This is a genomic window from Cryobacterium aureum (assembly GCF_002954245.1).
GTDB classification, from domain to species: Bacteria; Actinomycetota; Actinomycetes; order Actinomycetales; family Microbacteriaceae; genus Cryobacterium; species Cryobacterium aureum.
The window spans coordinates 106623-129815 of sequence record NZ_PPTG01000005.1; the positions used below are offsets into that span (position 1 = coordinate 106623).

Annotated in this window: 21 protein-coding genes; 12 read left to right on the forward strand and 9 right to left on the reverse strand. The window is 63.6% G+C overall.

The window, feature by feature from the left end; genetic code table 11:
• Positions 1–5 precede the first annotated feature (5 nt).
• Positions 6–1235: an ROK family transcriptional regulator gene (locus tag CJ028_RS02695; RefSeq protein WP_105033740.1), complete on the reverse strand. Its 1230-nt coding sequence runs from the start codon at positions 1233–1235 to the stop codon at positions 6–8.
• 117 nt (positions 1236–1352) lie between these two features.
• Between CJ028_RS02695 and CJ028_RS02700 the strand changes: the two genes are divergently transcribed.
• Positions 1353–2198, forward strand: a complete 846-nt coding sequence (locus CJ028_RS02700) for an NAD-dependent epimerase/dehydratase family protein (RefSeq protein ID WP_105033741.1) — start codon at positions 1353–1355, stop codon at positions 2196–2198.
• Here CJ028_RS02700 and CJ028_RS02705 read toward each other — a convergent pair.
• The 5 genes from CJ028_RS02705 to chvE form a co-directional block, all read right to left on the reverse strand.
• Entirely contained in the window at positions 2195–3442 is a 1248-nt protein-coding gene (locus CJ028_RS02705; protein WP_105033742.1) for an FAD-binding protein, read from the reverse strand. The two genes, CJ028_RS02700 and CJ028_RS02705, sit on opposite strands and share 4 nt — an antisense overlap.
• A 42-nt stretch (positions 3443–3484) precedes the next feature.
• Positions 3485–4696 (reverse strand): ROK family transcriptional regulator, encoded by a 1212-nt coding sequence (locus tag CJ028_RS02710; RefSeq protein ID WP_240607049.1) that lies wholly within the window; start codon positions 4694–4696, stop codon positions 3485–3487.
• Positions 4697–4755: 59 nt separating this feature from the next.
• Positions 4756–5943 carry a multiple monosaccharide ABC transporter permease gene (mmsB, locus tag CJ028_RS02715; RefSeq protein ID WP_105033743.1) on the reverse strand — a complete coding sequence of 396 codons (1188 nt, stop codon included), beginning with the start codon at positions 5941–5943 and terminating at the stop codon, positions 4756–4758.
• A 5-nt stretch (positions 5944–5948) separates the two neighbouring features.
• Entirely contained in the window at positions 5949–7457 is a 1509-nt protein-coding gene (mmsA, locus tag CJ028_RS02720) for a multiple monosaccharide ABC transporter ATP-binding protein (RefSeq protein ID WP_105033744.1), read from the reverse strand.
• 120 nt (positions 7458–7577) lie between these two features.
• Complete coding sequence (chvE, locus tag CJ028_RS02725) at positions 7578–8699, reverse strand: multiple monosaccharide ABC transporter substrate-binding protein (RefSeq protein ID WP_105033745.1); 1122 nt, start codon at positions 8697–8699, stop codon at positions 7578–7580.
• A gap of 479 nt (positions 8700–9178) precedes the next feature.
• Here chvE and xylA point away from each other — a divergent pair, with 479 nt between their 5' ends.
• Entirely contained in the window at positions 9179–10384 is a 1206-nt protein-coding gene (gene xylA, locus CJ028_RS02730; RefSeq protein WP_105033746.1) for a xylose isomerase, read from the forward strand.
• Between the two features lie 295 nt (positions 10385–10679).
• Complete coding sequence (locus CJ028_RS20875) at positions 10680–10844, forward strand: hypothetical protein (protein ID WP_161498875.1); 165 nt, start codon at positions 10680–10682, stop codon at positions 10842–10844.
• Positions 10845–11034: 190 nt separating this feature from the next.
• Here the strand turns inward: CJ028_RS20875 and CJ028_RS02735 are convergent, their stop codons facing one another.
• Positions 11035–12180 (reverse strand): ROK family transcriptional regulator, encoded by a 1146-nt coding sequence (locus CJ028_RS02735; RefSeq protein WP_105033747.1) that lies wholly within the window; start codon positions 12178–12180, stop codon positions 11035–11037.
• Between the two features lie 148 nt (positions 12181–12328).
• Here CJ028_RS02735 and CJ028_RS02740 point away from each other — a divergent pair, with 148 nt between their 5' ends.
• From CJ028_RS02740 to CJ028_RS02780, 9 genes are all read left to right on the forward strand, one after another.
• Complete coding sequence (locus CJ028_RS02740; RefSeq protein ID WP_105033748.1) at positions 12329–13165, forward strand: sugar phosphate isomerase/epimerase family protein; 837 nt, start codon at positions 12329–12331, stop codon at positions 13163–13165.
• A 38-nt stretch (positions 13166–13203) separates the two neighbouring features.
• Positions 13204–14364, forward strand: a complete 1161-nt coding sequence (locus tag CJ028_RS02745) for a substrate-binding domain-containing protein (RefSeq protein ID WP_105033749.1) — start codon at positions 13204–13206, stop codon at positions 14362–14364.
• 109 nt (positions 14365–14473) lie between these two features.
• A complete protein-coding gene (locus CJ028_RS02750; protein ID WP_105033750.1) occupies positions 14474–15664 on the forward strand; it encodes a levoglucosan dehydrogenase in 1191 nt (396 codons plus the stop codon).
• Complete coding sequence (locus tag CJ028_RS02755; protein ID WP_205683922.1) at positions 15657–17177, forward strand: sugar ABC transporter ATP-binding protein; 1521 nt, start codon at positions 15657–15659, stop codon at positions 17175–17177. The genes CJ028_RS02750 and CJ028_RS02755 overlap by 8 nt, the downstream gene beginning before the upstream one ends.
• Complete coding sequence (locus CJ028_RS02760; RefSeq protein WP_105033752.1) at positions 17174–18145, forward strand: ABC transporter permease; 972 nt, start codon at positions 17174–17176, stop codon at positions 18143–18145. The genes CJ028_RS02755 and CJ028_RS02760 overlap by 4 nt, the downstream gene beginning before the upstream one ends.
• Complete coding sequence (locus CJ028_RS02765) at positions 18142–19254, forward strand: Gfo/Idh/MocA family protein (protein ID WP_276309362.1); 1113 nt, start codon at positions 18142–18144, stop codon at positions 19252–19254. The genes CJ028_RS02760 and CJ028_RS02765 overlap by 4 nt, the downstream gene beginning before the upstream one ends.
• The gene (locus tag CJ028_RS02770; RefSeq protein ID WP_105033753.1) at positions 19251–20264 is read left to right on the forward strand and encodes a sugar phosphate isomerase/epimerase family protein; all 1014 of its coding nucleotides are present in this window, start codon (positions 19251–19253) and stop codon (positions 20262–20264) included. Before CJ028_RS02765 ends, CJ028_RS02770 begins: the two co-directional genes overlap by 4 nt.
• A complete protein-coding gene (locus tag CJ028_RS02775; RefSeq protein WP_105033754.1) occupies positions 20261–20587 on the forward strand; it encodes a putative quinol monooxygenase in 327 nt (108 codons plus the stop codon). The genes CJ028_RS02770 and CJ028_RS02775 overlap by 4 nt, the downstream gene beginning before the upstream one ends.
• 550 nt (positions 20588–21137) lie before the next feature.
• Positions 21138–22025: a DsbA family protein gene (locus tag CJ028_RS02780; protein WP_161498876.1), complete on the forward strand. Its 888-nt coding sequence runs from the start codon at positions 21138–21140 to the stop codon at positions 22023–22025.
• Positions 22026–22329: 304 nt separating this feature from the next.
• On the opposite strand, the gene crcB is transcribed toward CJ028_RS02780, so the two are convergent.
• Entirely contained in the window at positions 22330–22710 is a 381-nt protein-coding gene (gene crcB, locus CJ028_RS02785) for a fluoride efflux transporter CrcB (protein ID WP_105033756.1), read from the reverse strand.
• Entirely contained in the window at positions 22707–23156 is a 450-nt protein-coding gene (locus tag CJ028_RS02790) for a CrcB family protein (RefSeq protein ID WP_105033757.1), read from the reverse strand. The genes crcB and CJ028_RS02790 overlap by 4 nt, the downstream gene beginning before the upstream one ends.
• Positions 23157–23193 lie beyond the last annotated feature (37 nt).

A 23193-nucleotide genomic window follows, 5' to 3' on the forward strand; every position in this document is an offset into this window, starting at 1 on the left:
CGATTTTAGAAAGTTGGTGCGGCCGTCTCGGCAGCTCTAGAGCTAAGCCGCGGTAGACCCGCAGTATTCCCCTGATCCTGCTGCGGGTCCAGCAGCAGTGCCTCGAAAGCGAGTTCAGCGGCCCCGATCATGAGCAGGTTGGAACCGAGCACAGCGGGCGTGATGCTGACCTCCGCGAATGCTGCGGGGAGAGTCAGCGCGGCGACGGCGACGTTCAAACGCTCCGAATCGACCGCGTGGAGCGCCGCCAGAAAGCCGCCGAGCACGATGAGTTGCGGGTTGAGCATGTTGACGGCGCCGGCCAAGGCGATGGCCAGAAAATCGAGCTGTCGATTCACCAGGTTGCGCACGACGGGCGAGTCGGAGGCCACCAACGCGCGTTCCAGGGTGTCGGCATCCGTCGCGCCGGCGTGCAATCCGAGCGCGGCGAGCAGGGCGTGGCGGGTGACCTCGGCTTCGAGGGTGCCCGCGATGCCGGCCGAATCGGTGTTGGTGCCCGCGCTCACCCTGGTGTGGCCGAACTCCCCGGCATACCCGGCCCGGCCGCTGGCGGCAACGCCCCCGATCACGAGGCCGCCGCCGATACCGCTCGACCCGCCGTTGAGATAGACGAGGTCGGTCAGGCCCTGGCCAGCACCGAAATAGTGTTCGGCCGTGACGCCGAGGCTCGCGTCGTTGGCCGCGACCACCGGCAGGCCCGTCGCAGCAGCGAGCAGGTCGCAGAGCGGCTCGTCGACCCAACCGAGATGCGGGGCGTGGCGCACCAGGCCGTCAGTCGCGCGCACGAGACCGGGCACCGCCACTCCTATTCCGATTATGGAATATTCGCCGAGGTCGCGCTTCAGCTGGGTCACAATGCCGGTGGTGATCGTCACGGCCTCAGTGATTGACGGCGACGAGGGCATGGCATAGCGGATGAGCCGATGCACGACGCCGCTGAGGGCGACGACTCCCACGGTGATCGCGTCGATTTCCGGGTTCACGGCAATTGCCACCACTCGGTCGCTGGCCGCCACGATCGGGCTCGGCCGTCCGGCCAGCCGCGTCGGATCGGGGGTGCGTTCCTCGACCAGGCCGCGCTCGACCAGCTCTGCGACGAGTGCTCCGATGGTCGACCGGTTGAGGCCGGTCAGCCGGGTGAGTTGGGCGCGGGACGCTGCGCCGCTCCGGTGCACCAGGCGCAGGATGATCGACAGATTGTGGCGGCGAAGGTCGTCGTGGTTGGTGCCCTGCACGGGATTCCTTTGCTCGTCGACGGTGTGTGTGGCAGTTCAGGTTACTGCCGGGGAGACCGCAGACCACCGTGATACGTTGCCCAAGCCTACAAACCCTCGAGCCGCAAGGAATATCGCATGAGAATCATCGTCACCGGAGGAAGCGGAAAACTCGGCCGCAGCGTCGTCGCCAGGCTTACCGCCGACGGCCACGAGGCGCAGAACCTCGATCGGGCCGGCACGCGTGGCCCCGGGTTTCTCAGCATCGACCTCACCAACTACGGAGAAGTCCTCGATGCCTTTCACGGCGTTGATGATACCTCCGTCGGTTTCGACGCGCTCGTGCACCTGGCGGCGGTACCGGCCCCGGGGATCCGCCCCGATGTGGCAACTTTTCACAACAACATGCTCACGACCTACAACGTGTTCCAAGCCGCGCGCCGCACCGGAATCACGCGCATCGTGTACGCCTCGAGCGAGACGGTACTCGGCCTGCCGTTCGACATCGACCCGCCCTACCTGCCGGTGGACGAAAAGTACGCGGCCCGTCCGGAGAGCACCTATTCGCTGGTCAAACACCTCGAGGAGCAGATGGCCATCCAGCTAGTGCGTTGGGATCCAACCCTGAGCGTGACCGCCCTGCGTTTCTCCAACGTAATGGACCCCGACGATTACGCCGCGTTCGCCGGCTATGACGAGGACCCACGCAACCGCAAATGGAATTTGTGGGGCTACGTCGACGGACGTGACGGAGCCCAGGCCGTTTCGCGGGCGCTGGACACCGCCGGCCCTGGCTTTGAAACGTTTATCATTGCCGCCGCCGACACCGTGTCGAACCGGTCCAGCTCCGACCTGGCCGCCGAGGTCTTTCCCCGGGTCGGATTCACCCGGCCGGTGACCGAACACGAGACCCTGCTCGGCATCGACAAGGCCCGGCGTCTGCTCGGCTACGCGCCCGAGCACAGCTGGCGCGATCACGTCTAGTGGAGACCGAACACCGTGCGTTCCAGAAACTCGTTGCGAAACGTGCCGGCCGGGTCGAGCCGGTCGGCCAGGGCGCGAAAGTCGTCGAGGCACCGATAGCGGGTCGCGAGCGTGGCAGCATCCGAGTGAAAGAGCTTGCCCCAGTGCGGGCGCATCAGAAATGGAGCGAGCGCCGCTTCGAGCGCGGGCAGCAGCACTTCGACGGCGGCCTGCTCGGGCTTCCAGGTGAAGTGCAGGGCCACGCCGGCCCGCTCGAAGCTCGGGCTGAGCCAGAGTTCATCGGCCGCCACGCTGCGAATCTCGCTCACCAGCAGCAGCGGCGCGATCCGGGCCGAGAGCGCACGCATCGCCTCGATTGCGGCGACGGCGTGCTCGCGCGGCACGTGGTACTCGGTCTGCAACTCGTCGCCGTTACTCGGCGTGAAGGCCAAACGAAAATGTGGCAGCCGCTCAAACCACGGTCCGGGCACGCCGAGCTGCTGCGTGCAGTTGACCGCTGACAGGGCGGGCAGTGGATGCCGCCCCTCGGTCGCCGCCGCGCCGCCGAAGAACTCGGGTTCCCCCGAGAAATCCCCGCCGCGCGTCTTCACCCAGACCTGGTCCACCGACGAACCCTGCCAGTTGGTGAACAGGCTCACGCTGTAGGCGCTGCCCATCAGGTCGTCGAAATGAGTCAGCACTTCGCTCCACGGCAGATTCTCGTAGACGAACTGCTGCACGTCGAAGGTCTGCTGAATGTCGAGCGTGACCCGGGTGACGATGCCGAGAGCGCCGAGCGCGACAACCATGCCGGAGAAAGCCGGAGTCGACCGGTCGACCCGGAGCAGCTCACCTGAGGCCGTGACGATCTCGAGAGCCGACACCGCCGTGGCGAGGCTGCCGTTCTGGTCGCCGGAACCGTGGGTGCCGGTGGCGATCGCGCCGGCCACGCTGATGTGCGGCAGCGAGGCGAGGTTGTGCAGGGCGTACCCCCGGCGCTGCAGTTCGATCGCGAGGGTGCCGTAGGTCGTGCCACCGCCAACCTCGACGCGAAGCGCGACCGGGTCGATGACGATGACATCGTCAATTCGGTCGAGCGCCACGAGTGTGCCCGCCGAATCGGCAATGTCATTGAAGGAGTGGCGAGAGCCGAGCGCGCGCACCCGGGTGGCCGCGGCGACCAGTCCCTGCAGCTCGGCAATGCTGGTCGGGTGCGCGATCGGGGCCGCATAACGGTAGTTGCCGGCCCAATTGTGCTCGTTCATACGTCGCCTCACGGTATTTGGTGTTCGCTCCAACATACCAAGCTAGGAACGCCCGCGCGCACACCCGGCCGGGTCGTCGAGCAGACCGGCGAAGGCCAGCTCGGCCGCCCCGACCATCATGAGCCTGGAGCGCAGCTTCGCCCGTTCGAGCAGCACCGCATGCCCAAGGCTGCCGATGGAGCTCACGCTCACTGCCTCGACCAGACGCTCACGGCCCACCGACAGCAGCGAGCCGAGAAAGCCGCCGAGCACGACCATTTCCGGGTCGAACATATTCACAAAGTTCGAGATGGCCACCGAGAGAAAGTCGATCTGCCTGGCCACCTCGCGCAATACCGCTGGGTCACGCGAGACGCCGAGGGCGATGTCCAGTTCGTCCTGGTCAGCGCGGGGCAGGTCCAGCACCCTGAGCAGGCGCGGCATGCTCACCTCGGTTTCCAGGCAGCCGATGCGGCCGCAGTGACAACGGACCCCGGCCGAGTTGACCAGGGTGTGGCCGAGTTCTCCGGCATAGCCGCTGGTGCCGCGCAGTGGTGAGCCCCCGATGATGAGGCCGCCGCCGATGCCGTTCGACGCGCCGTTGAGGTAGACCAGGTCGGTCGTGCCACGGGCCGCCCCGAACAAGCTCTCGGCGATGGCGGCGAGGCTCGCGTCGTTGCCGGCGAACACGGGGTAACGCAGGGCCTTGGCGAGGGCCGTGGTGATGGCGCTATCGCGCCAGCCGAGGTGCGGAGCGATCAGTACGCGCCCGTCGATCGTATCGACCAGGCCGGGAACGGCCACGCCGACCCCGGCGATCTCGTAGTTATTCTCGATCTCGCCGCGCATACCGTCGACGATGGCCTTGACCGCGTTCACGGTTTCGCTCACGGTCGGAATGCGAGCCGTATCAAAGCGTATGCGACGAATCACCTCGCCGCCGAGCCCCACCAGTCCCACGGTAATCGCGTCGACGTCAGGGCTCACCGCTATTGCGGCGATTCTGGGGCTCGGGAATACCTGCAGGCTCGGGCGTCCGACCCGGCCGGGCACGTCTTCCGGTTCACCCTCGAACGCCATGCCGAGGTCGACCAGTTCGGCCACGAGGGCTGAAATGGTCGACCGGTTCAGACCGGTGCGTCGGGTCAACTCGGCGCGAGAGCATCCGCTGGAATGATGAATCATGGTGAGGATCATCGACAGGTTGAACCGACGCAACTGATCGTTACTCGTGCCCCCCCGAAGGCCGAGGGGTGGCGGGGCTAGCCTGGTCACGACTCACCACCCCTCAGGTTTAGTTGCACCCGACAGAGTCCTGCAGGCGTCAGGCGAAGCTAGCGGCCGGCCCGGCGCTTGTTGAAGATGTCGAAGGCGACGGCCAGCAACAGAACGAGGCCCTTGATGGTCATCTGCCAGGCAGCATCCACCGAGAGAATCGACAGGCCCATGTTGAGCACACCCATGACGAGTGCGCCGATGACGGCGCCGATGACGGTGCCGACACCACCGGTCACCGCGGCGCCACCGATGAAGACGGCGGCGATGGCGTCGAGCTCGTAGTTCTGCCCGGCCGAGGCGACAGCGCCGCCGGCGCGGGACGTCGATACGACGCCGGCCAGTCCGGCGAGTACGCCCATGTTGACGAAGATAAAGAAGTCGACCCATTTGGTCTTGACGCCACTCATCTTGGCGGCGAACAGGTTGCCACCCATGGCGTAAACGTGGCGGCCGAAAACCGTCTGGTTGAGCAAAAAGGTGTAGCCAAGAATGAGCACGGCGAGCACGATCAGAATGATCGGGGTGCCGCTGTAGCCCGAGAGTAGCCAGGCGAACCAGATAATGGCCACGGCGGCGATGCCGCTCTTGATCCACAGGCTCACGATCGGTTCGCGCGGCAGTTCGAGCTTGCGCAGGGTGGCGCGGATGCGCAGCTGCTGCACGATCAGGGCGAACGCGGTCAGTACACCGAGCGCGATGGTGAGCACGTCCCGGCCGCCGACTTCGCCGAACCAGGCGGGCACCCAACCGGCGCCGATCGCGGTGAATTCAGAGGGAAGCCCGCTGATGGTGCCGCCGGTCAGCAGCACCAGGGTGAGCCCGCGAAAGATCAGCATGCCGGCGAGCGTGACGATGAACGCCGGGATACCGACGAACGCCACCCAGAAGCCCTGCCAGGCACCGACCAGGGCGCCGACCAACAGCGCGATGACGACGGCCGCCCACCACGGCAGCCCCCAGCTGCTCATGCTGATCGCGGTGACGGCGCCAACCATGGCGACGACCGAACCGACCGACAAGTCGATGTGGCCGGCGATAATCACGATGACCATGCCGATGGCGAGGATCAGCACGTAGGCGTTCTGCTGAATCAGGTTGTTGACGTTGCCGGGCAGCAGCAGGCGGCCGTCGGTGAGAATCTGGAACAGCACGATGATGATCGCCAGGGCGGCGAGGATCCCATACTGCCTGAGATTGACCGCGAACTTAGGCCTGGCGCGCTTCACGGGGGTTGTGGTACTCATCGGGGTCAGTCCTTTCCCGCGGTCATGTAGTGCATGAGTGTTTCTTGGGAGGCATCCGCTGCGGCAACTTCACCGGTGAGCTTGCCCTCTGAAATGACGTAGATGCGGTCGGAGAGTCCGATGAGTTCGGGCAGCTCCGAGGAAATCACAACGACGGCTTTGCCCTGGGCGGCCAACTCGTTGATGATTCCGTAGATCTCGTACTTAGCGCCGACGTCGATGCCACGAGTCGGTTCGTCGAGAATGAGAATGTCGGGGCCAGCGAAGATCCACTTCGACAGCACGACCTTCTGCTGATTGCCGCCGGAGAGCTTGCCGGTGATCGACGAGACGCTCGGCGCCTTGATGTTCATCTTCTCGCGGTAGGAGTTGGCGACCTTGTACTCGCGATACCGGTCAATGACGCCCCACTTGGCGAGCTTGCCCAGCGCGGCGGCCGAGACGTTCACGGTGATGTCGCCGATGAGGTTGAGGCCGTAGCGTTTTCGGTCTTCGGTGGCGTAGGCGAAACCGTGACGGATCGCTTCGTCTACCGTGCGCAGCTGAATTTCGTCGCCGTTCTTGAAGATGCGACCACTGATCTTGGTGCCGTAGGAGCGGCCGAAGATACTCATGGCTAGTTCCGTGCGTCCGGCGCCCATGAGCCCGGCGAAACCGACGATCTCGCCGGCCCGCACGGTGAACGAGGCGGCATCGACGACCTTGCGGGTCGTGTCGACCGGGTGGTACACGGTCCAATCCTCAACGCGCAGCACCTCGGTGCCAATCTTGGGTTCACGCGGTGGAAACAGGTTATTGAGTTCGCGACCGACCATGGAGCGGATGATGCGGCCCTCGGTCGCGTCCGGCCCATCCATCGCAATGGTTTCGATGGTCTTGCCGTCGCGAATAACGGTGACCGTGTCTGCGATGCGCTTGATCTCTTTGAGCTTGTGGCTAATGATGATGCAGGTGATGCCCTGGCCGCGCAGGTGTTCGATCAGGCCGAGCAGGTGCGCCGAGTCCTCGTCGTTGAGGGCAGCGGTCGGCTCGTCGAGAATGAGCAGTTTGACCTGCTTGGAGAGCGCCTTGGCGATTTCCACCAGTTGCTGCTTGCCAACACCGAGTTCGAGCACCTTGGTGGCCGGGTTCTCGGCCAGGCCGACCCGGGCGAGCAGCAGGGCGGCTTCGCGGTTCGTTTTGTTCCAGTCGATGATGCCGCGGGTGGAATTCTCGTTGCCCAGGAAGATGTTTTCGGCGATCGACAGGAACGGGCTCAGCGCCAGTTCCTGGTGGATGATCACGATGCCGTCGGCCTCACTGTCATTGATCGTCTTGTAGGAGACCGGTTTGCCCTCGAACTCGATGGTGCCCTCGAAGCTGCCGGCGGGGTATACACCGCTGAGCACCTTCATAAGGGTGGACTTACCGGCACCGTTCTCGCCGCAGACCGCGTGCACCTCGCCGCGAACGACCTCGATGGATACACCGTCGAGCGCCTTCACTCCGCTGAAATCCTTCACGATGTTGTTCATCCTGAGGATGGTCGTGTGCTCCAAGGGCAGCCTCCTGGTCAAAATTGCATGTTGCGCTGGGGCCCGTTGACGGGCGAAATGGTCGGCCCCGCTCGCGCGGGGCCGACCGAAGCAGACTCGTTAGAGTCCGACGTCCGCTGCCTTGGTGAAGCCGGAATCGATGAGCTTGGCCTGCACATCATCCTTCACGACGACCTCGGGGTCGAGCAGGAACGATGGAACGACCTTTTCGCCGTTGTCGTAGGTCTCGGTGTCGTTGACGGTTACGTCTTCGCCAGCCGCGATCTGCTGGATCATGTCGAAGACCTGCTTGCCGAGCGTGCGGGTGTCCTTCCACACGGTCATGGACTGCTCGCCGTCAAGAATGGCGAGCACGTTGGCCTTGTCGGCGTCCTGACCGCTGATGATCGGGTAGCTCTCGCCCGGCGTGTAGCCGGCGCTCTTCAGTGAAGCGATGATGCCGATGGCGAGGCTGTCATTGGGCGAAAGCACAACGTCAACCTTTTCGTCGCCGGAGTAGAACGACGACAGGCGGTTGTCCATTTCGGACTGCGCTGAGGCCGAGATCCAGCCTTGGATTCCAATGGAAGCCCAGTCGTCGTTCGAGGACGGCGACTTACCGCTCGGAACGACCAGCTGGCCGCTCTCGACGTAGGGCAGCAGAACGTCCCAGGCGCCGGAGAAGAAGAACTTGGCGTTGTTGTCGTCTGGACTACCGGCGAAGGGCTCGAGGTTGAACGGGCCGGCGCCGTCGGCGAGGCCGAGCTGCTCCTCGATGTACTGGCCCTGCAGGGTTCCCACCTTGTAGTTGTCGAACGTTGCGTAGTAATCAACGTTCTCGGTGCCGTTGATCAGGCGGTCATAGGCGATGACCTTGGCGTCCTGGCCGGCGGCCTCGGCGAGCACCGGGGCGAGTACTTTTCCATCCACTGCTGCGACGACGAGAATCTTGGCGCCGCCGGCGACCTGGTTCTGAATCTGGCTGATCTGTAGGTCGGTCTTGTTGTCGGCGTACTGCAGGTCGGCGGTGCAACCAGCTTCTTCGAGCAGAGACTTGAGCTGCTCGCCGTCGTTGATCCACCGTTCGAGGCTGCGGGTCGGCATAGAGATTCCGACGTTGCAGTCAGCGCTGGCCGCTGCGCCATCGCCGGCTGGGGAGGTCGTTCCGGAACAAGCCGCGAGCGACAAGGCCACGGCTCCGGTCGCCGCTACGGCGAGGATCCTCTTGGTCAGGGTCTTCATTGGTGCTTTCCTCTCTGAATGCTGCCAGGTGCAGGTGCGGAGATCCGCTCCTGCTGCAACGAGGTGCACTCCAGAAATTCGCCGCGCTAAACGCGTCCGAAGACCGGAAAGTTACCTCGTTGTAAGGGTGCTGTGTTGTGGGCTCACGCGGTGTGAGTCCGGCGCAGGGTCAAGCGGTGCTGCTCACTCTGCTGGGTGGTTCTAATCATCATTCTAAACAGGCCGTGGGCGACTTTGTTCACGGACAGAACATATCTAATTCCCCGGTTGTTTGCCAACTGTTTTTTTGAAAAAACCGGAAATTACGTGGGATCGAGAGGCATTCGTTACCAAGTCTCGCCTTCTATCCCTCAATCGAGGGTCGAGAAAAGACTCGATAGTTCGGGCCGCAGGCAAATCGGGTCCGCCCTACGTTTTCCGCCGCATCTGCTATATGTTTGAGTAATCAACAAATCATCGACGAAGCTGAAGGTAGCGCAATGACACCCAATGATGTGAGCCTGACCCCCACCCGCGACGACAAGTTCTCCTTTGGACTCTGGACCGTCGGCTACAACGGCAGCGACCCGTTCGGCGGCCCGACCCGACCGCACCTCGACGTCGTCGACGCCGTGACCAACCTGGCCGAGCTCGGCGCCTACGGACTCACCTTCCACGATGACGATTTGTTCGACTTCGGTTCGTCCGATGCTGCACGCCAACTCCAGATCGACCGCCTCAAGCAGGCGCTCACCGACACCGGCCTCATCGTGCCGATGGTCACCACCAACCTGTTCAGCGCCCCGGTCTTCAAGGACGGCGGCTTCACCTCCAACGACCGGGCCGTGCGCCGGTTCGCGCTCCGCAAGGTGCTGCGCAACATCGACCTCGCCGCAGAGCTCGGCGCCAAGACCTTCGTCATGTGGGGCGGCCGCGAGGGCGCCGAGTATGACGCGGCCAAGGACATCCGTTCGGCGCTCGAGCGCTACCGCGAGGCCGTGAACCTGCTCGGTGACTACGTCACCGACAAGGGCTACGACATCCGCTTCGCCATTGAGCCCAAGCCCAACGAACCGCGCGGCGACATCCTGCTGCCGACCGTTGGACACGCGATGGCCTTCATCGAAACCCTCGAGCGCCCCGAGATGGTGGGCGTCAACCCCGAGGTCGGGCACGAGCAGATGGCCGGGCTCAACTTCGCCGCCGGCATCGCGCAGGCCTTGTACCAGGGCAAGCTATTCCACATTGACCTCAACGGTCAGCGCGGCATCAAGTACGACCAGGACCTGGTGTTCGGCCATGGCGACCTGCAGAACGCGTTCGCGCTGGTGGACCTGCTCGAAAACGGCGGCCCGAACGGAGGCCAGACCTACACCGGTCCGCGCCACTTCGACTACAAGCCGAGCCGCACCGAAGACGTCGCCGGAGTGTGGACCAGCGCCGCAGCCAACATGCGCACCTACCTGCTGCTCAAGCAGCGGGCCGCGGCATTCCGCGCCGACCCCGAGGTACAGGCAGCCCTCGCCGCGTCGAAGGTACCTGACCTGTCGAACAACACCCTGGCCGTCGGCGAAAGCTACGACGATCTGCTGGCCGACCGCGGCTCCTACGAGGACTTCGACACCGACGCCTACTTCGGCGGCAAGGGCTTCGGCTTCGTGCACCTGCAGCAGCTGGCCCTCGAGCACCTGCTCGGCGCCCGCTAGCCCCTGTTGCCCTGGTGGCTAATGCAGGAATTTCGCCCGTGTTCTTGCCCTGCAATCGCGGGGCCGAGGACGAGTCCGCGCCCCCGATATCCTGAATTTGCCCCCACTACTGCGCATAACTCCTGCAAATTGTCGGCCGGCCGCATCGGTGCCCGCGTCTTTACGCCTAAGTCGGTGGCGGGCCGCACAGATTGCAGGAGTTATGCCCCGGCACTGCCTACTGGTCGCCGAGCACCGGCGAGTACGACTTCGACCTGTTCGAACTCGCCGTCGGACACTCCGCCGGGCTCCCCGCGTGCTTGGTGCCGCCGAGCGGGCCGGCATCACCGCACAACTCGTCGACAGCTCCAACCGCGCCTGGCTGCCGGCCGGTATCGTCATCGCGCTGGTGCCGGCGGCCCCCGACTTTCGGTCCGTCATTCGGGAACAGTGCGCCGCGCATACCGTGGAAGGCGTCTGACCTCGGTTGCCGAGTCACGCGAACAGAACGACGGTCTGCGCACGTGCTAGCGGATAAGTGCATGCGTTTCTGCGCCTCGGATGGTGTCGCTCAAACTGCAACTCCCGAAGTCGACAGCTGTCGCAGATGGTTAGAACTGTGGAGGCAGGCATCTCCAACGACCCCACCTGGCCTATGTATCCGACTGCATTCAGTCGAGCTGCCCGATCATCTCATCGACGGCGGCCGCGCCCAAGCGCTCGTTGAGCACCATGAGCCCAGCTCCTCGGATGCCCGCATCGGAACCGCCTCGAGCTGGCACAATACTGAGGTGCTGATTGGCCAGGGGAATCGATCGCCGGTACACCACTTCGCGTATGCCAGCGATGATCTCCTGCACGTTGACACCCAACTGACCACCAACGACAACGACAGACGGGTTCAGGACGCTCACGCACATCGCGGTAACCTCGCCGATCGCTCGCCCCGCCTCGCGCGCAGCGGCAATCGCCGTGGCGTCGCCCATTCTGATGCGGTTGGTGACGTCACCGGGTTCGATAATTGCAGCCCCATCTCGACTTAGGTACGCGGCTATCGCCGGGGCGCTGGCCGTCGCCTCAAGGTCACGGTCATCGGCCGTGCCGGGCACCAGCACATGTCCGATATCGCCTGCGGAGCCCCGGGAGCCGCGCTGCAGTACTCCGCCCAGGATGATGCCCGCGCCAATTCCCGTGGACACCTTAATGAATACCAAATCGTCGACCGCGGGCCACTGGGTGGCTCGCTCGCCGAGTGCGAGGAGGTTCACGTCGTTGTCGACCAGAACCGTGGCCATCAGGCGCTGACGCACAAAAGCGGGGATGTCAAAGCCGTCCCAGCCGGGCATAATCGGGGGACGGATGGGCCGGCCAGTGGAATGCTCTACAGGGCCTGGCACCCCCACACCTATCCCCAACAAATCTCGCTGCTGACGACCGCTGGCGGCGAGTAGGCGCTCCGCCGTAGTGACGGCCCATGTCAGGATCTCAGTCGGGCCCTTGGCGATATCAATTACCCGGCTCTCCTGACGGAGCACGCTGCCGGAAAGGTTGAGCACGCCTACAGTACCGTGGGTGGCGCCAAGGTCGATTCCTATGCAGACCCTCGAGGCTTGATCGAACATTAGGCGCGCGGCGGGACGGCCGCCGGACGCCGCCGCAGTGCCTGTCGGGGTAACCAAGCCGATCGCTGTGAGCGCAGCCAGCCTGTTTACCACGCTGGTTCTCGCCAACCCTGTCTCGTCGACAAGCTCGGATCGCGTTCGCGGCCGTCCGTCACGGAGCAGTTGGAAGAGGTCGCCGGCACCGGATGAAAACATCTCTCGTATCCCAAATCGTGAAAAGACCAATGAGTAAAAAGAACTCTACCGGACCGATTGACAGCCTAAAAAGGCTATCTATTGACTATGAGATGTCATAAGTGTTACTTTCAATCCAGCAAGGACAAACTACAAGGAGGTAGAAGTGATGAAGTTCGCCTACGAAGCCAACGCATGGGGCGGTGTAGTGGGTACGCCCGGTGCAGTGACTGATCTCGGATCGGGTTTCTATGTAACGCCCGGAGACGTGCATCACACCATCGAGGCGATCGCTGCCGCTGGCTACACCGGAATCGAGTTGTTCGACGGCAACCTCCTTCCCTTCGAGGAATCGATCGACAGCTTCGTATCTGCCGTACACGCCAACGGCCTTGAAATCGCTGGGGTCTACACCGGCGGACAGTTCATCTATTCCGATGCCCAGGAGGACGAACTCGCCCGCTTTGATCGGTCCATTCGATTAGCCGCCTTGGCGGGCGCGCGCCACTACGTAATCGGCGGCGGCGCAGTGCGCTCCACCGGCCGCCGAGCACAGGACTACGAGACGGCCGGCGCCTTCCTCGACACCGTCGCCGAACGAGCACAGGCAGCTGGCCTCATTCCCAGCTACCACCCGCACCTTGGGAGCATTGCCCAAGCGCCGGATCAGATTGATGCCCTTTTCGCCGCCACCTCAATCGGTCTCTGTGCCGACGTCGCACACATCGCGGCAGGCGGTGGCGATCCCATAGCCGTCATCCGAAAATACGCCGACCGTCTGGCATATGTACACCTGAAAGACCTCGATCACCAGACCAACGCGTTCCTTCCTCTTGGTGCTGGCGACCTGGACCTGAATGCCATCATCGCTGAGATCGTCGACGCGGGGTATCACGACTGGATCACCGTCGAACTCGACGGTTACGAGGGCGACGAGGATGAAGCCGCCAAGAGAAGTCTCACATTTCTGCAAAATATAACGTTTACCGACCCAGCACGACCCTGAACACAATCACGATATTTCCGAGCAAAGGAGCATGGAGCATGAAAGTTACGTCAACACTTGTCGCTGTAGTGGCAGCCGCGGGTTTATTTGCACTGACGGGGTGCACCCCGTCAGCGCAATCCACCGCACCCGAGGTTGCACCCGAGGTCACCGCTCAGATCGATGCGGCCCTCGCGAACATTACCGGCAAGGTTTTTAGTACCGGTCCGAACGGCGAAGAGCCCGCCGCCGTCGACACCACGACAGTGACCGACGAACAGGCAAGCCAGATCGCGAGCATGGGTCTAACTGCCGCGATCGTGATGCACTACGGCGGAAACGACTGGGCGAACGCCCAAATCGCCGGCCTGAACGCGGAGTTCGACCGCCTCGGTATCGAAGTCATCGCAACCACGGATGCTAACTTCAACCCGGCCACGCAAGTCGCCAATATCGAGACGGTTCTAGCTCAGAATCCCGATATCATCGTTTCCATTCCCACCGACCCTGTGGCAACGGCTAGCGCCTACCGCAAGGCCAGTGAACAGGGCGTCAAACTGGTCTTTATGGACAATGTGCCCCAGGACTTCGTTGCCGGTCAGGATTATGTCTCGATGGTGTCAGCCGACAACTACGGTAATGGGGTCACCTCGGCATACCTCCTCGCCCGCTCACTCGGTGGCCAAGGAACGATCGGTGTGATCTATCACGAAGCCGACTTCTTCGTCACACAGCAGCGCTACGCTGGCTTCACGAAAACGATCGCCGACGAGTTCCCCGATATCAAAATCGTTCAGGAGCAGGGAATAGCCGGGCCTGATTTCGCCGGCGATGCCCAAGGCGTGGCCAACGCCATGCTCACCAAAAACCCCAACCTCGACGGTATCTGGGCTGTTTGGGACGTACCCGCGGAGGGCGTGATGGCCGCTGCCCGAGAGACCGGTCGCACCGATATCAAGATCGCCACCGAAGACCTCGGCACGAACGTCGCCATCGCTCTGGCCAAGAATCAGATGATCGTTGGCCTCGGAGCCCAGCTTCCCTATGACCAGGGAACCGCCGAAGCCGACCTCGCCGCGCTCAGCATGCTCGGGCTGGAGGTTCCGGCTTACGTCGCTCTTAGCTCGCTGCCCGTCGACCACAAGAACGTGCTTGAGGCTTGGGAGACCGTTTACCACTCGGCTCCGCCCGCTGCCATCAAGGATGCCTACGTCGACTAGTAACCGATGATCGCCTCGTGGGGCGGCCGAAAACGGTCGCCCCACGAGGCCTATTGAAAATTGATGATCCATAGAACTGTCGAGCCCCGGTGGCTCACGAAAGGTAGTCATGCAAGAGATTAATATCGCCATGATTGGTGGCGGATTCATGGGTAAGGCCCATTCCCTCGCCTATGCGGCGATGCCCATGTTCTTCTGGCCGTCTCCGGCGCGACCAATCAAGAAGATCATCGTCGACGTCACCGACGATCTGGCGCGCACTGCCGCCGAGCGGTACTCGTGGGACGGTTATTCGTCATCGTGGCGCGACGTCGTCAATGATCCCGGGATTGATGTCATCGATATCGCCACCCCGAATAACCTGCACGCCGAGATTGCCATCGCCGCGGCCGAGGCCGGCAAACACATCATTTGCGAAAAGCCTCTGGCCCCGACGGCCAGCGAAGCCCGCCGGATGTACGAGGCGGCCCAGAAGGCCGGCGTGGTAACGGCAGTTGCCTTCAACTACCGCCGCACCCCGGCTGTAGCGCTCGCTAAGAAGTACATCGACGAGGGCGCTATCGGCACCATTCTGAACTTTCGCGGCACCTACTTGCAGGATTGGAGCGCCGATCCGAACTCGCCGCTCAGCTGGCGTTTCCAGAAAGACATCGCCGGTTCGGGCGCCGTGGGCGACATCGGCTCGCACGTGGTCGACCTCGCCCGCTATCTGGTCGGCGAGATTTCCGAAGTTACCTCGCTGGTCTCGAACTTTATCCCCGACCGTCCGCTGCAGTCCGGTGGTTTTGACGCACTCGGCGGTTCCTCCACGTCTGACGGCCCGCGTGGCGCGGTCGACGTCGACGACGAGGCGATGTCGTTGATCAAGTTCCGGAATGGCGCGGTCGGCTCCCTCGAGGCAACGCGCAACGCCTGGGGCCGCAACAACTACATCACCTTCGAAATCCATGGCACTGAAGGCTCTATTTTCTTCAATTACGAGAACCGTGACGAGCTCCAGGTAGCGTTCAAGAATGACCGCGCCGATCGTCGAGGGTTTCGAACGGTATATACCGGCCCGAACACGCCGTATGGCGAGTCGCTCTGGCCTATCCCGGCGCTGGGTATCGGCTACAGCGAAACGAAGATCATCGAAGCCCACGACTTCCTCAAGGCAGTCGCTGAAGGCGGAACTGTCGAACCCAACTTCGCCGACGGCTACCAAGCCGCGCTCGTCGACGACGCCATACTTGAATCCGGCCGAACCGGTGAATGGGTGCGGGTTCCGGATGTGACCGACCCGAATGCCACCGATGACTGAGACTGCTGGCGCCCCTCCAGCGGTAAGAATGCGGGGCATCGTCAAGAGCTTCGGCCCGGTCGAGGTCCTGAAATCCGTCGACATGGACATCGTCGCCGGTGAGGTGCACGCCCTTGCCGGAGAGAACGGCGCGGGCAAGTCCACCCTGATGAAGGTCCTGCAAGGCGTACATCCGATTACCTCTGGCACCATCGAGGTCGCGGGCCAGCCGGTCGCCATTCGAACCACCGCCGACGCCGAACGGGCCGGCATCGGCATGGTCTTCCAGGAATTCAGCCTCATTCCCTCGATGACGGTGGCGCAAAACATCTTTCTCAATCGGGAGGTTCGCGGTAAATCGGGACTGGTTGACGACCGCGCTGCGGAAAAGGCGGCGCGCGAGATCTTTGATGGTCTGGGTGTCACGATCGATCCCAAGGCGCGGGTGGAGACACTCGGCACCGCATACTGGCAGCTGGTGGAGATCGCTAAAGCTCTGGCCAAGAACGCCAGCGTGCTGGTGATGGACGAACCCACGGCCAGCCTCGCCAAACACGAGGTCGAGAACCTCTTCGAACTGATTGACAAGCTCAAGAGCCGCGGCATCGCCATCGTCTATATCTCTCATCGGATGGACGAGATCCGCCGGGTCGCCGACCGCATCACGGTGCTGCGGGACGGCCGCGTCGTGCTCGCCGCCGGGGTCGCGCAACTGACCGCGGCTGAGATCATCGAAGCGATCATCGGCCGGAGGCTCGCCTCTGACCTGGTGTATCGCGACCGGCAACTGCCGGCCGATGCTCCGATCCTGCTGGAAGCCACCAACATCGGGAGCGGCCGCGTACTCAAATCAGTAAGCCTCACGATTCGGGCCGGAGAGATCGTCGGTCTCGCCGGGCTGATGGGCAGCGGACGCACTGAGTTCGCGCGCGTGGTCGCCGGCATGGACCGTCCCACCCGGGGAACGCTGAGTATCGATGGCAAACTCGTTCGCTTTAATACCCCGATCGCGGCCCAGCAGGCGGGCATCGCGCTCATTCCCGAGGACCGTCGCGATCAGGGGCTGGTGCTTGACCACTCCGTCTCCGACAATCTCGCTCTTCCCGTGCTTGACCGCGTGAAGTCAGGAGCCTTCCTCTCCATGACCAAGTTGCGCGAGCTGACCAATCAGCTCGTCACCCGCTTCGGCGTCAAGGTCGCCGACCCCTATGCGCCGGTCAGTCGGCTGTCCGGCGGCAACCAGCAGAAGGTCGTCGTGGCGAAATGGATCAACACACGCCCCCGGTTATTAGTGATGGACGAGCCCACCTCCGGTGTCGACATTGGCACGAAGACGGAGATCCTCGACATCGTGCGTGAATTCGCCTCCGAAGGTAACGCTGTGCTGTTCATTTCATCCGAATTACCAGAACTCCTCGCGGTCGCCGACCGCATCATCGTATTCCGCGAAGGACGCTCCGACCGCGAACTCCCCCGCGACGAGGTCACGAGTGAGGAACAGCTTCAACTCATAATCCAAGGAGAGGCAGCATGAGCAGCCCCACAACGGCCACCAGGCCATCCCTCATCTCACAAGCTCTAACTCGATTTGACTGGCGTAGCAACGTCATCTACATCGCCTTCGTGGTCGTGTTCATCCTGTTCGCCATCTTCCTCAGCAGCGACGGATTCCTGTCCACTAACAACATGCTGAACATCGTGCGGCAGACAGCAACAATTTCGATAATGGCTGTCGCGATGACCTTCGTGATCGCCACAGCTGAAATCGACCTCAGCGTCGGCTCGATCGCCGGCCTCGCCTCCGTCGTCACCGCCATGGCAACGACCCAATGGGGTCTCGTTCCCGGCATAATCGCCGGGTTACTCTCCGGGGCCGCTATCGGAGCAATTAACGGCGGACTCGTAGCCCTACTGAAGGTCCCGTCCTTCCTAGTGACGCTGGGTATGCTCGGCCTTGCAGCGGGGCTCGCGCAGTGGATCACCTCCTCGGCACCCCAGCCCATCGGCAACCCTCTGTATGTGCAGATATTCGGCGGTGGCGACTTTGGTCCAATTCCCGGTCTCCTCGTCTGGACGGTCGTGGCCGTCGCGATCGGATGGATCGCGATGAACCGGACGAGTTTCGGACGCCGTGTGTTGGCGACCGGCGGAAATCCCACCGCGGCCGCCTACACCGGCATTCGCACAGCACGGATTAAATTCACCGTGCTACTCCTCTCCGGTATCGCCGCCGCTATCGCCGGGATGCTCTACGCCGGCCGGCTCGAGTCAGGCCGGTTCCAGTGGGGCCAGGGTGACGAACTCACAGTCATCGCCGCAGTAATTCTCGGCGGTACAAGCCTCTTCGGAGGCCGGGGGGCGATCATCGGTACGCTCGTCGGCTCGCTCTTCATGGGCCTCATTAACAACGGTCTCATCCTCGCCGGGCTCGACGTCGCCCAGCAGTCGGTCGTGCGTGGCGCGATCATCATCGCAGCGGTCGCTCTGTCGAGGAAGAAGTGATTGCCCGGCCGCTCCGGAGCGGCATAATAGGAACCGGCTTTATGGGACGTGTACATACGCGCGCCGTGCGTTCAGTAGGCGGCGTCGTCGTCGCCTACGCCGGCCGCGATGCCGACCGAACACGACTAGCCGCTGACGAAGAGAACGTACCGTTGGCTCTCACGCCAGAAGAGTTGATCGCCCATCCGGACATCGATCTGGTGCACATTTGCACTCCAAACGCGCAGCACGTTCCACTAGCCCTGGCCGCGATTGCCGCGGGCAAGCACGTTGTATGCGAGAAACCACTAGCCCTCACCGCCGACGATGCCCTACTGCTCCAGCGCGCGGCCGATGATGCCGGAGTCGTAAACGCCGTGCCCTTCGTCTACCGCTTCTATCCGACGGTTCGCGAAGCAAAGGCCCGAATCGCGGATTCGGGCGAACGCATCTGGCTCGCGCACGGCCACTACCTGCAGGACTGGCTCTCGGAGCAGTCGAGCTACAACTGGCGGGTGACGGACGCGGGATCCCGTGCCTTCGCCGACATAGGTGTGCACTGGTGCGACCTCTTCGAATTCACTACCGGTCATCGCATAGAAAAATTGCTCGCGCAGAGCTCTCGGCTACATGACACTCGTCTCTCGGACGCAGGCGAGGTCCCTGTCTCTACAGAAGACGGCGTGACCATGATGTTCCATACAGATCGCGGTGCCACAGGCTCTGTCGTAATCTCCCAAGCCAGCCCCGGGCGCAAGAACCAGCTGTGGATGTCGCTCGATGGCGAACACCGCTCGTATGCCTTCGACCAGGAAAATCCAAACGGTCTGTGGATCGGGTCGACTTCAGGAATCTCCATCATTCCGAAGGGCCTCGAGACTGTGAACCACGCTGCCGCCGCCCCCTACGTCACCGTACCGTCCGGACATCCGCAGGGCTACCAAGATTGCTTCGGACTATTCATGCGAGATGTGCATTCTGTGATCAAGGGCAAGGTCGTCAATGGCCTTCCCACCTTTGCTGATGGTGTGCGCGCGGCCCAGCTGACGGACGCGGTAATCGAGTCTTCGAAATCGGGTCACTGGGTCGACGTAATACCAACTCGTCAGCCGACCTCGAGGGCCGCATGAGCCAGCCGGCGCACCCCGTCACGTTATTCACGGGCCAATGGGCAGACCTCCCCTTCGAGGAGGTGGCACGGCTCGCGGCTTCGTGGGGCTATGACGGTCTCGAGATCGCCGCGTCGGGCGACCACCTAGACCTCAAGCGCGCCGATGAGGATGCCGCGTACCTCGCATCCCGCCTAGAAATTCTAGACCGGTACGGCTTGAAGGTCTTTGCTATCTCGAACCATCTCGCCGGGCAAGCTGTCTGCGACGCACCCATCGACTTTCGGCATCAGGCGATCCTGCGCCCCTACGTGTGGGGAGACGGTGAGGCTGAAGGCGTGCGGCAACGGGCGGCAGAGGATATGAAACGTGCTGCGCGCGTTGCCCGAAAGCTCGGCGTCGACACCGTTGTGGGATTCACCGGTTCGTCGATTTGGCCGTACGTCGCAATGTTTCCGCCGGTGCCAGCATCGGTCATTGAAGCCGGCTACGACGACTTCGCCGCACGATGGAATCCAATTCTCGATATCTTCGACGACGAGGGCGTTCGATTCGCGCACGAGGTACATCCCGGTGAGATCGCCTACGACTACTGGACAAGCGTGCGAACTCTTGAGGCGATCGGCCATCGCACGGCGTTCGGCTTCAACTGGGATCCGAGCCACATGATGTGGCAAAACATCGATCCTGTCGGATTCATCTGGGACTTCCGAGACCGCATTTACCACGTGGACTGCAAGGACACCCGCCTGCGCCCAGCCAACGGCCGGGCCGGCGTTCTGGGTTCCCACCTGGCCTGGGGCGACCCGCGGCGGGGCTGGGATTTCGTATCGACTGGACACGGCGACGTGCCATGGGAAGACGCATTCCGAGCCCTGGAGTCGATCGGCTACAGCGGGCCCATCTCGATCGAGTGGGAGGATGCGGGAATGGACCGGCTCCACGGTGCGGCTGAGGCAATCGAGTTCGTTCGTTCCAAGCTGTGGACCCGGCCGACCGACTCATTCGACGCGGCGTTCACGAACCAATGACGACGCCACCGGAGTCGGCGTTCGTTGTCTATGCCCAGATACGGGTGTCTGAAGCGAAGCGCGACAGGTTTCTCACGCATATCCTGAAGCTTGCCGAGCGATCCCTCGCCGATGAGACAGACTGTTTGCAGTACGACGTGATCGAACTCGATCGCGCGCCCCTGCTTTTTGGGGTCTACGAGGTTTACCGCACTCCGGCTGCTTACGACGTACACCAGGCCTCGGTTCATTTCAGGGAGTGGGAGATCGTGGCCAAGGGCGTTATCGAAGTCGATGGTCTCGACGTCCAAACCGGCCGGTTGGTAATGACGACAGTCAGATGACACACACAACACTCGGCCAAGAAGCAGACTGTCAAGCACCAGGCGTCGCGATGCTAAGAATTTTCACACCCGAAGTCGCGCGCAGTATCCCTCTCGCTTGCCGTATTGCTGGCAGGCCACCTCACGCTGTTTGATATCGGCCGGCCGCCACGGGCCTTCCATATGGTGCAGGCAATAGCGCGCGCCTGCACGTACGTGGCGACGACCCGACGAGCACAGCCACAGGGCCGGCCCGCACCGCCGCGAGCAGCCGCGCCTTGCGGGGCTCTGTTTTCGCTTCGTGAATATCCGGCGCTCCCGAAGCGCTCGCCTTCGTGCGGTCGCTCGCCTTTGACGCACCGACCGATGCGTTCGATGCGGCGTTCAGTACGCGCCGCTGACCGCTTGCGTGCGCCGGACATCCGTTTGTCACTGCCCCCCATTCGGGCCGGCAGGGCCGGCTCTCAGCGGCCTCCCAGCCGGTCTGAACCCGACCGTTAGGCGCGCGCGCTAACGTCGTAGGCAACGGCTGCTCCGGCGGCACAGCGACGAACGAATGGTGAACACCCGCATGAGCACTTCCGGCCAGTCCCGTCCGCCCAAGAAAGACCGCCGCGAGGAGGCCCGCGAACACGCCAGGCTGATGCGCGCCGAACAGGTCAAACGGGACAAACGTCGTCGCCTCTTCCTACGCGGCGGCATCGGCATCGGGCTGCTCGCCGTCGTCGCCATCGTCGCCCTGGTAATCGTGAACAACGTCACCGCGCCGGCGGCGCAGGGGCCGGCCAACATGGCCAGCGACGGAATCCTGCTCGGCAGCGACGGAACCACAGTCTCCGCGGCCACATCGCCCCCCCTCGCCGCCGACGCCGATCCGGTCGCGACCGACCAGACGGCCCTGACCGACACGGCGAACATCGTGATGTACGTCGACTATCTCTGCCCCAGCTGCGGTGCCTTCGAGACCACCAACAGTGAGCAGATCACCAGTTGGGTCACGGCTGGCAACGCCACGGTCGAGATCCACCCGATCTCGATTCTCGACCGCCTGTCGTCGGGCACCAATTACTCCACGCGTGCCGCCAACGCCGCCGCCTGTGTGGCCGAGTACGACCCCAACAACTTTCTGGCCTTCAACTCGGCAATGTTCGCCGACCAGCCCGCCGAGAACTCGACCGGTCTCCCGGACGCCGAGCTGACCGCCCTCGCCCAGGGAGCCGGGGTAGCCTCCACCGATGTCGCCAGCTGCATCACCGACCAGACCTTTGCCGGCTGGGTCGAAGCGGCGACGCGGCGCGCGCTCGATGGGCCCATCCCCAACTCCGACATTGAGCAAGTCAAGGGAACCCCCACCGTGCTGGTGAACGGCGTGAGCTACCCCGATTCCATCACCGACGCCGCCGCCTTCGAGGCGTTCGTGACCGCGCAGACGACCGCCGCGGCCGGGTCGGGCAAGTAGTCCGGGCTTCTGCACGGCGCCGCGGGAGTTGCGCCGCTGCGCGGGCGGCGCAACTCGAGCGCACTGGCGCGGCTCCCGCGTCGCGCGTGGCGACGGAGCTACGGCCAGACCCGAAGTCCCGCGCACTGGCGTACCTCCCGCATACCGTGACACACGCCAAACGGATGCTCGATCAAACTCGCGCGTACCGGCGCAGCCCCCGCGCAGCGTGGCCCGGCCGAACGGACGCCCTCCCCCGCAGCCCCCGCGCAGCGGCGCAGCCCCCGCGCACCGTGGGCCGGCCGGCCGAACGAACGGCCGAACGCTAGCCCAGAGTGAGCCCGGCCCACAGGCCGAGCGCGGCAGCGGCAACGGATGCCAGCAGCATGCCCAGTCCATTGGCCAGCGCGGCCAGATACCGATGCGCCTGCGCCAGCCGCACGGTCTCGAAACTCGCCGTGCTAAACGTCGTGTACCCGCCGAGCAGGCCGACACCCAGAACCAGGCTCCACTCCGGCGCGAGCAGGAAATTCGTGGCCAGGCCGGTGACGAGGCCGAGCAGCAGCGAGCCGCTCACATTGATGATGGTGGTGCCATACGGAAACGCGCCGCCGAGGCGAGTACGCACGAGGCCGTCCAGAAACAGGCGGGCGGACGCGCCCACGCCGCCAGCCGCAGCGACGGCCAGGAACAGGAGCGGGGTCATCCGTTCTCCCCTCGAGCGGATGCGCCCTCGCCGCGCGTGCGAAGGTGCAGCGCCGCGCCCAGCACGATTCCGAGCCAGGTAGCAAGGCCGCCGAGCAGAAGCGTGCCCAGCGCGTAGGCGATGGCCAGTCCGACGGCGCCGCCGTGAAGGAGCAGGGCGCTGTCGGTGGCGAGGGCGCTGTAGGTCGTGAATCCGCCGAGCAGGCCGGTGCCGAGCAGCAGGCGTGCGGTGCGGCGGCCTCCGGCGTCGTGTCCGCGGCGCACGAGCGCCTCGAGCAGCAGCCCGAGCAGCAGGGATCCGAGCAGGTTGATGCCGACGGTAGTCAGCGGCAGGTGGGCGCCAGCGAGATCGATGGGCGGCAGCACGAGCCCGAGGGCCTCGCGGAGGGCGGTGCCCACGGTCCCGCCGAGAAAAACGAGGCCGAGGTAGCGCCAGCTTAGATGCACTGCTCCTGGCGTGTTCGTAGCGATGGGTCACCTACCT

Bases quoted from the DNA above. Each gene is read 5' to 3' on its own strand.
- crcB (WP_105033756.1), bottom strand. From the start codon at position 22,710: ATGACCCCGCTCCTGTTCCTGGCCGTCGCTGCGGCTGGCGGCGTGGGC.
- xylA (WP_105033746.1), top strand. From the start codon at position 9,179: ATGACACCCAATGATGTGAGCCTGACCCCCACCCGCGACGACAAGTTC.
- CJ028_RS02770 (WP_105033753.1), top strand. From the start codon at position 19,251: ATGAGCCAGCCGGCGCACCCCGTCACGTTATTCACGGGCCAATGGGCA.
- CJ028_RS02705 (WP_105033742.1), bottom strand. From the start codon at position 3,442: ATGAACGAGCACAATTGGGCCGGCAACTACCGTTATGCGGCCCCGATC.
- CJ028_RS02740 (WP_105033748.1), top strand. From the start codon at position 12,329: ATGAAGTTCGCCTACGAAGCCAACGCATGGGGCGGTGTAGTGGGTACG.
- CJ028_RS02755 (WP_205683922.1), top strand. From the start codon at position 15,657: ATGACTGAGACTGCTGGCGCCCCTCCAGCGGTAAGAATGCGGGGCATC.
- mmsA (WP_105033744.1), bottom strand. From the start codon at position 7,457: ATGAACAACATCGTGAAGGATTTCAGCGGAGTGAAGGCGCTCGACGGT.
- CJ028_RS02775 (WP_105033754.1), top strand. From the start codon at position 20,261: ATGACGACGCCACCGGAGTCGGCGTTCGTTGTCTATGCCCAGATACGG.
- CJ028_RS02750 (WP_105033750.1), top strand. From the start codon at position 14,474: ATGCAAGAGATTAATATCGCCATGATTGGTGGCGGATTCATGGGTAAG.
- CJ028_RS02780 (WP_161498876.1), top strand. From the start codon at position 21,138: ATGAGCACTTCCGGCCAGTCCCGTCCGCCCAAGAAAGACCGCCGCGAG.
- CJ028_RS02760 (WP_105033752.1), top strand. From the start codon at position 17,174: ATGAGCAGCCCCACAACGGCCACCAGGCCATCCCTCATCTCACAAGCT.
- CJ028_RS02700 (WP_105033741.1), top strand. From the start codon at position 1,353: ATGAGAATCATCGTCACCGGAGGAAGCGGAAAACTCGGCCGCAGCGTC.
- mmsB (WP_105033743.1), bottom strand. From the start codon at position 5,943: ATGAGTACCACAACCCCCGTGAAGCGCGCCAGGCCTAAGTTCGCGGTC.
- CJ028_RS02745 (WP_105033749.1), top strand. From the start codon at position 13,204: ATGAAAGTTACGTCAACACTTGTCGCTGTAGTGGCAGCCGCGGGTTTA.
- CJ028_RS02735 (WP_105033747.1), bottom strand. From the start codon at position 12,180: ATGTTTTCATCCGGTGCCGGCGACCTCTTCCAACTGCTCCGTGACGGA.
- chvE (WP_105033745.1), bottom strand. From the start codon at position 8,699: ATGAAGACCCTGACCAAGAGGATCCTCGCCGTAGCGGCGACCGGAGCC.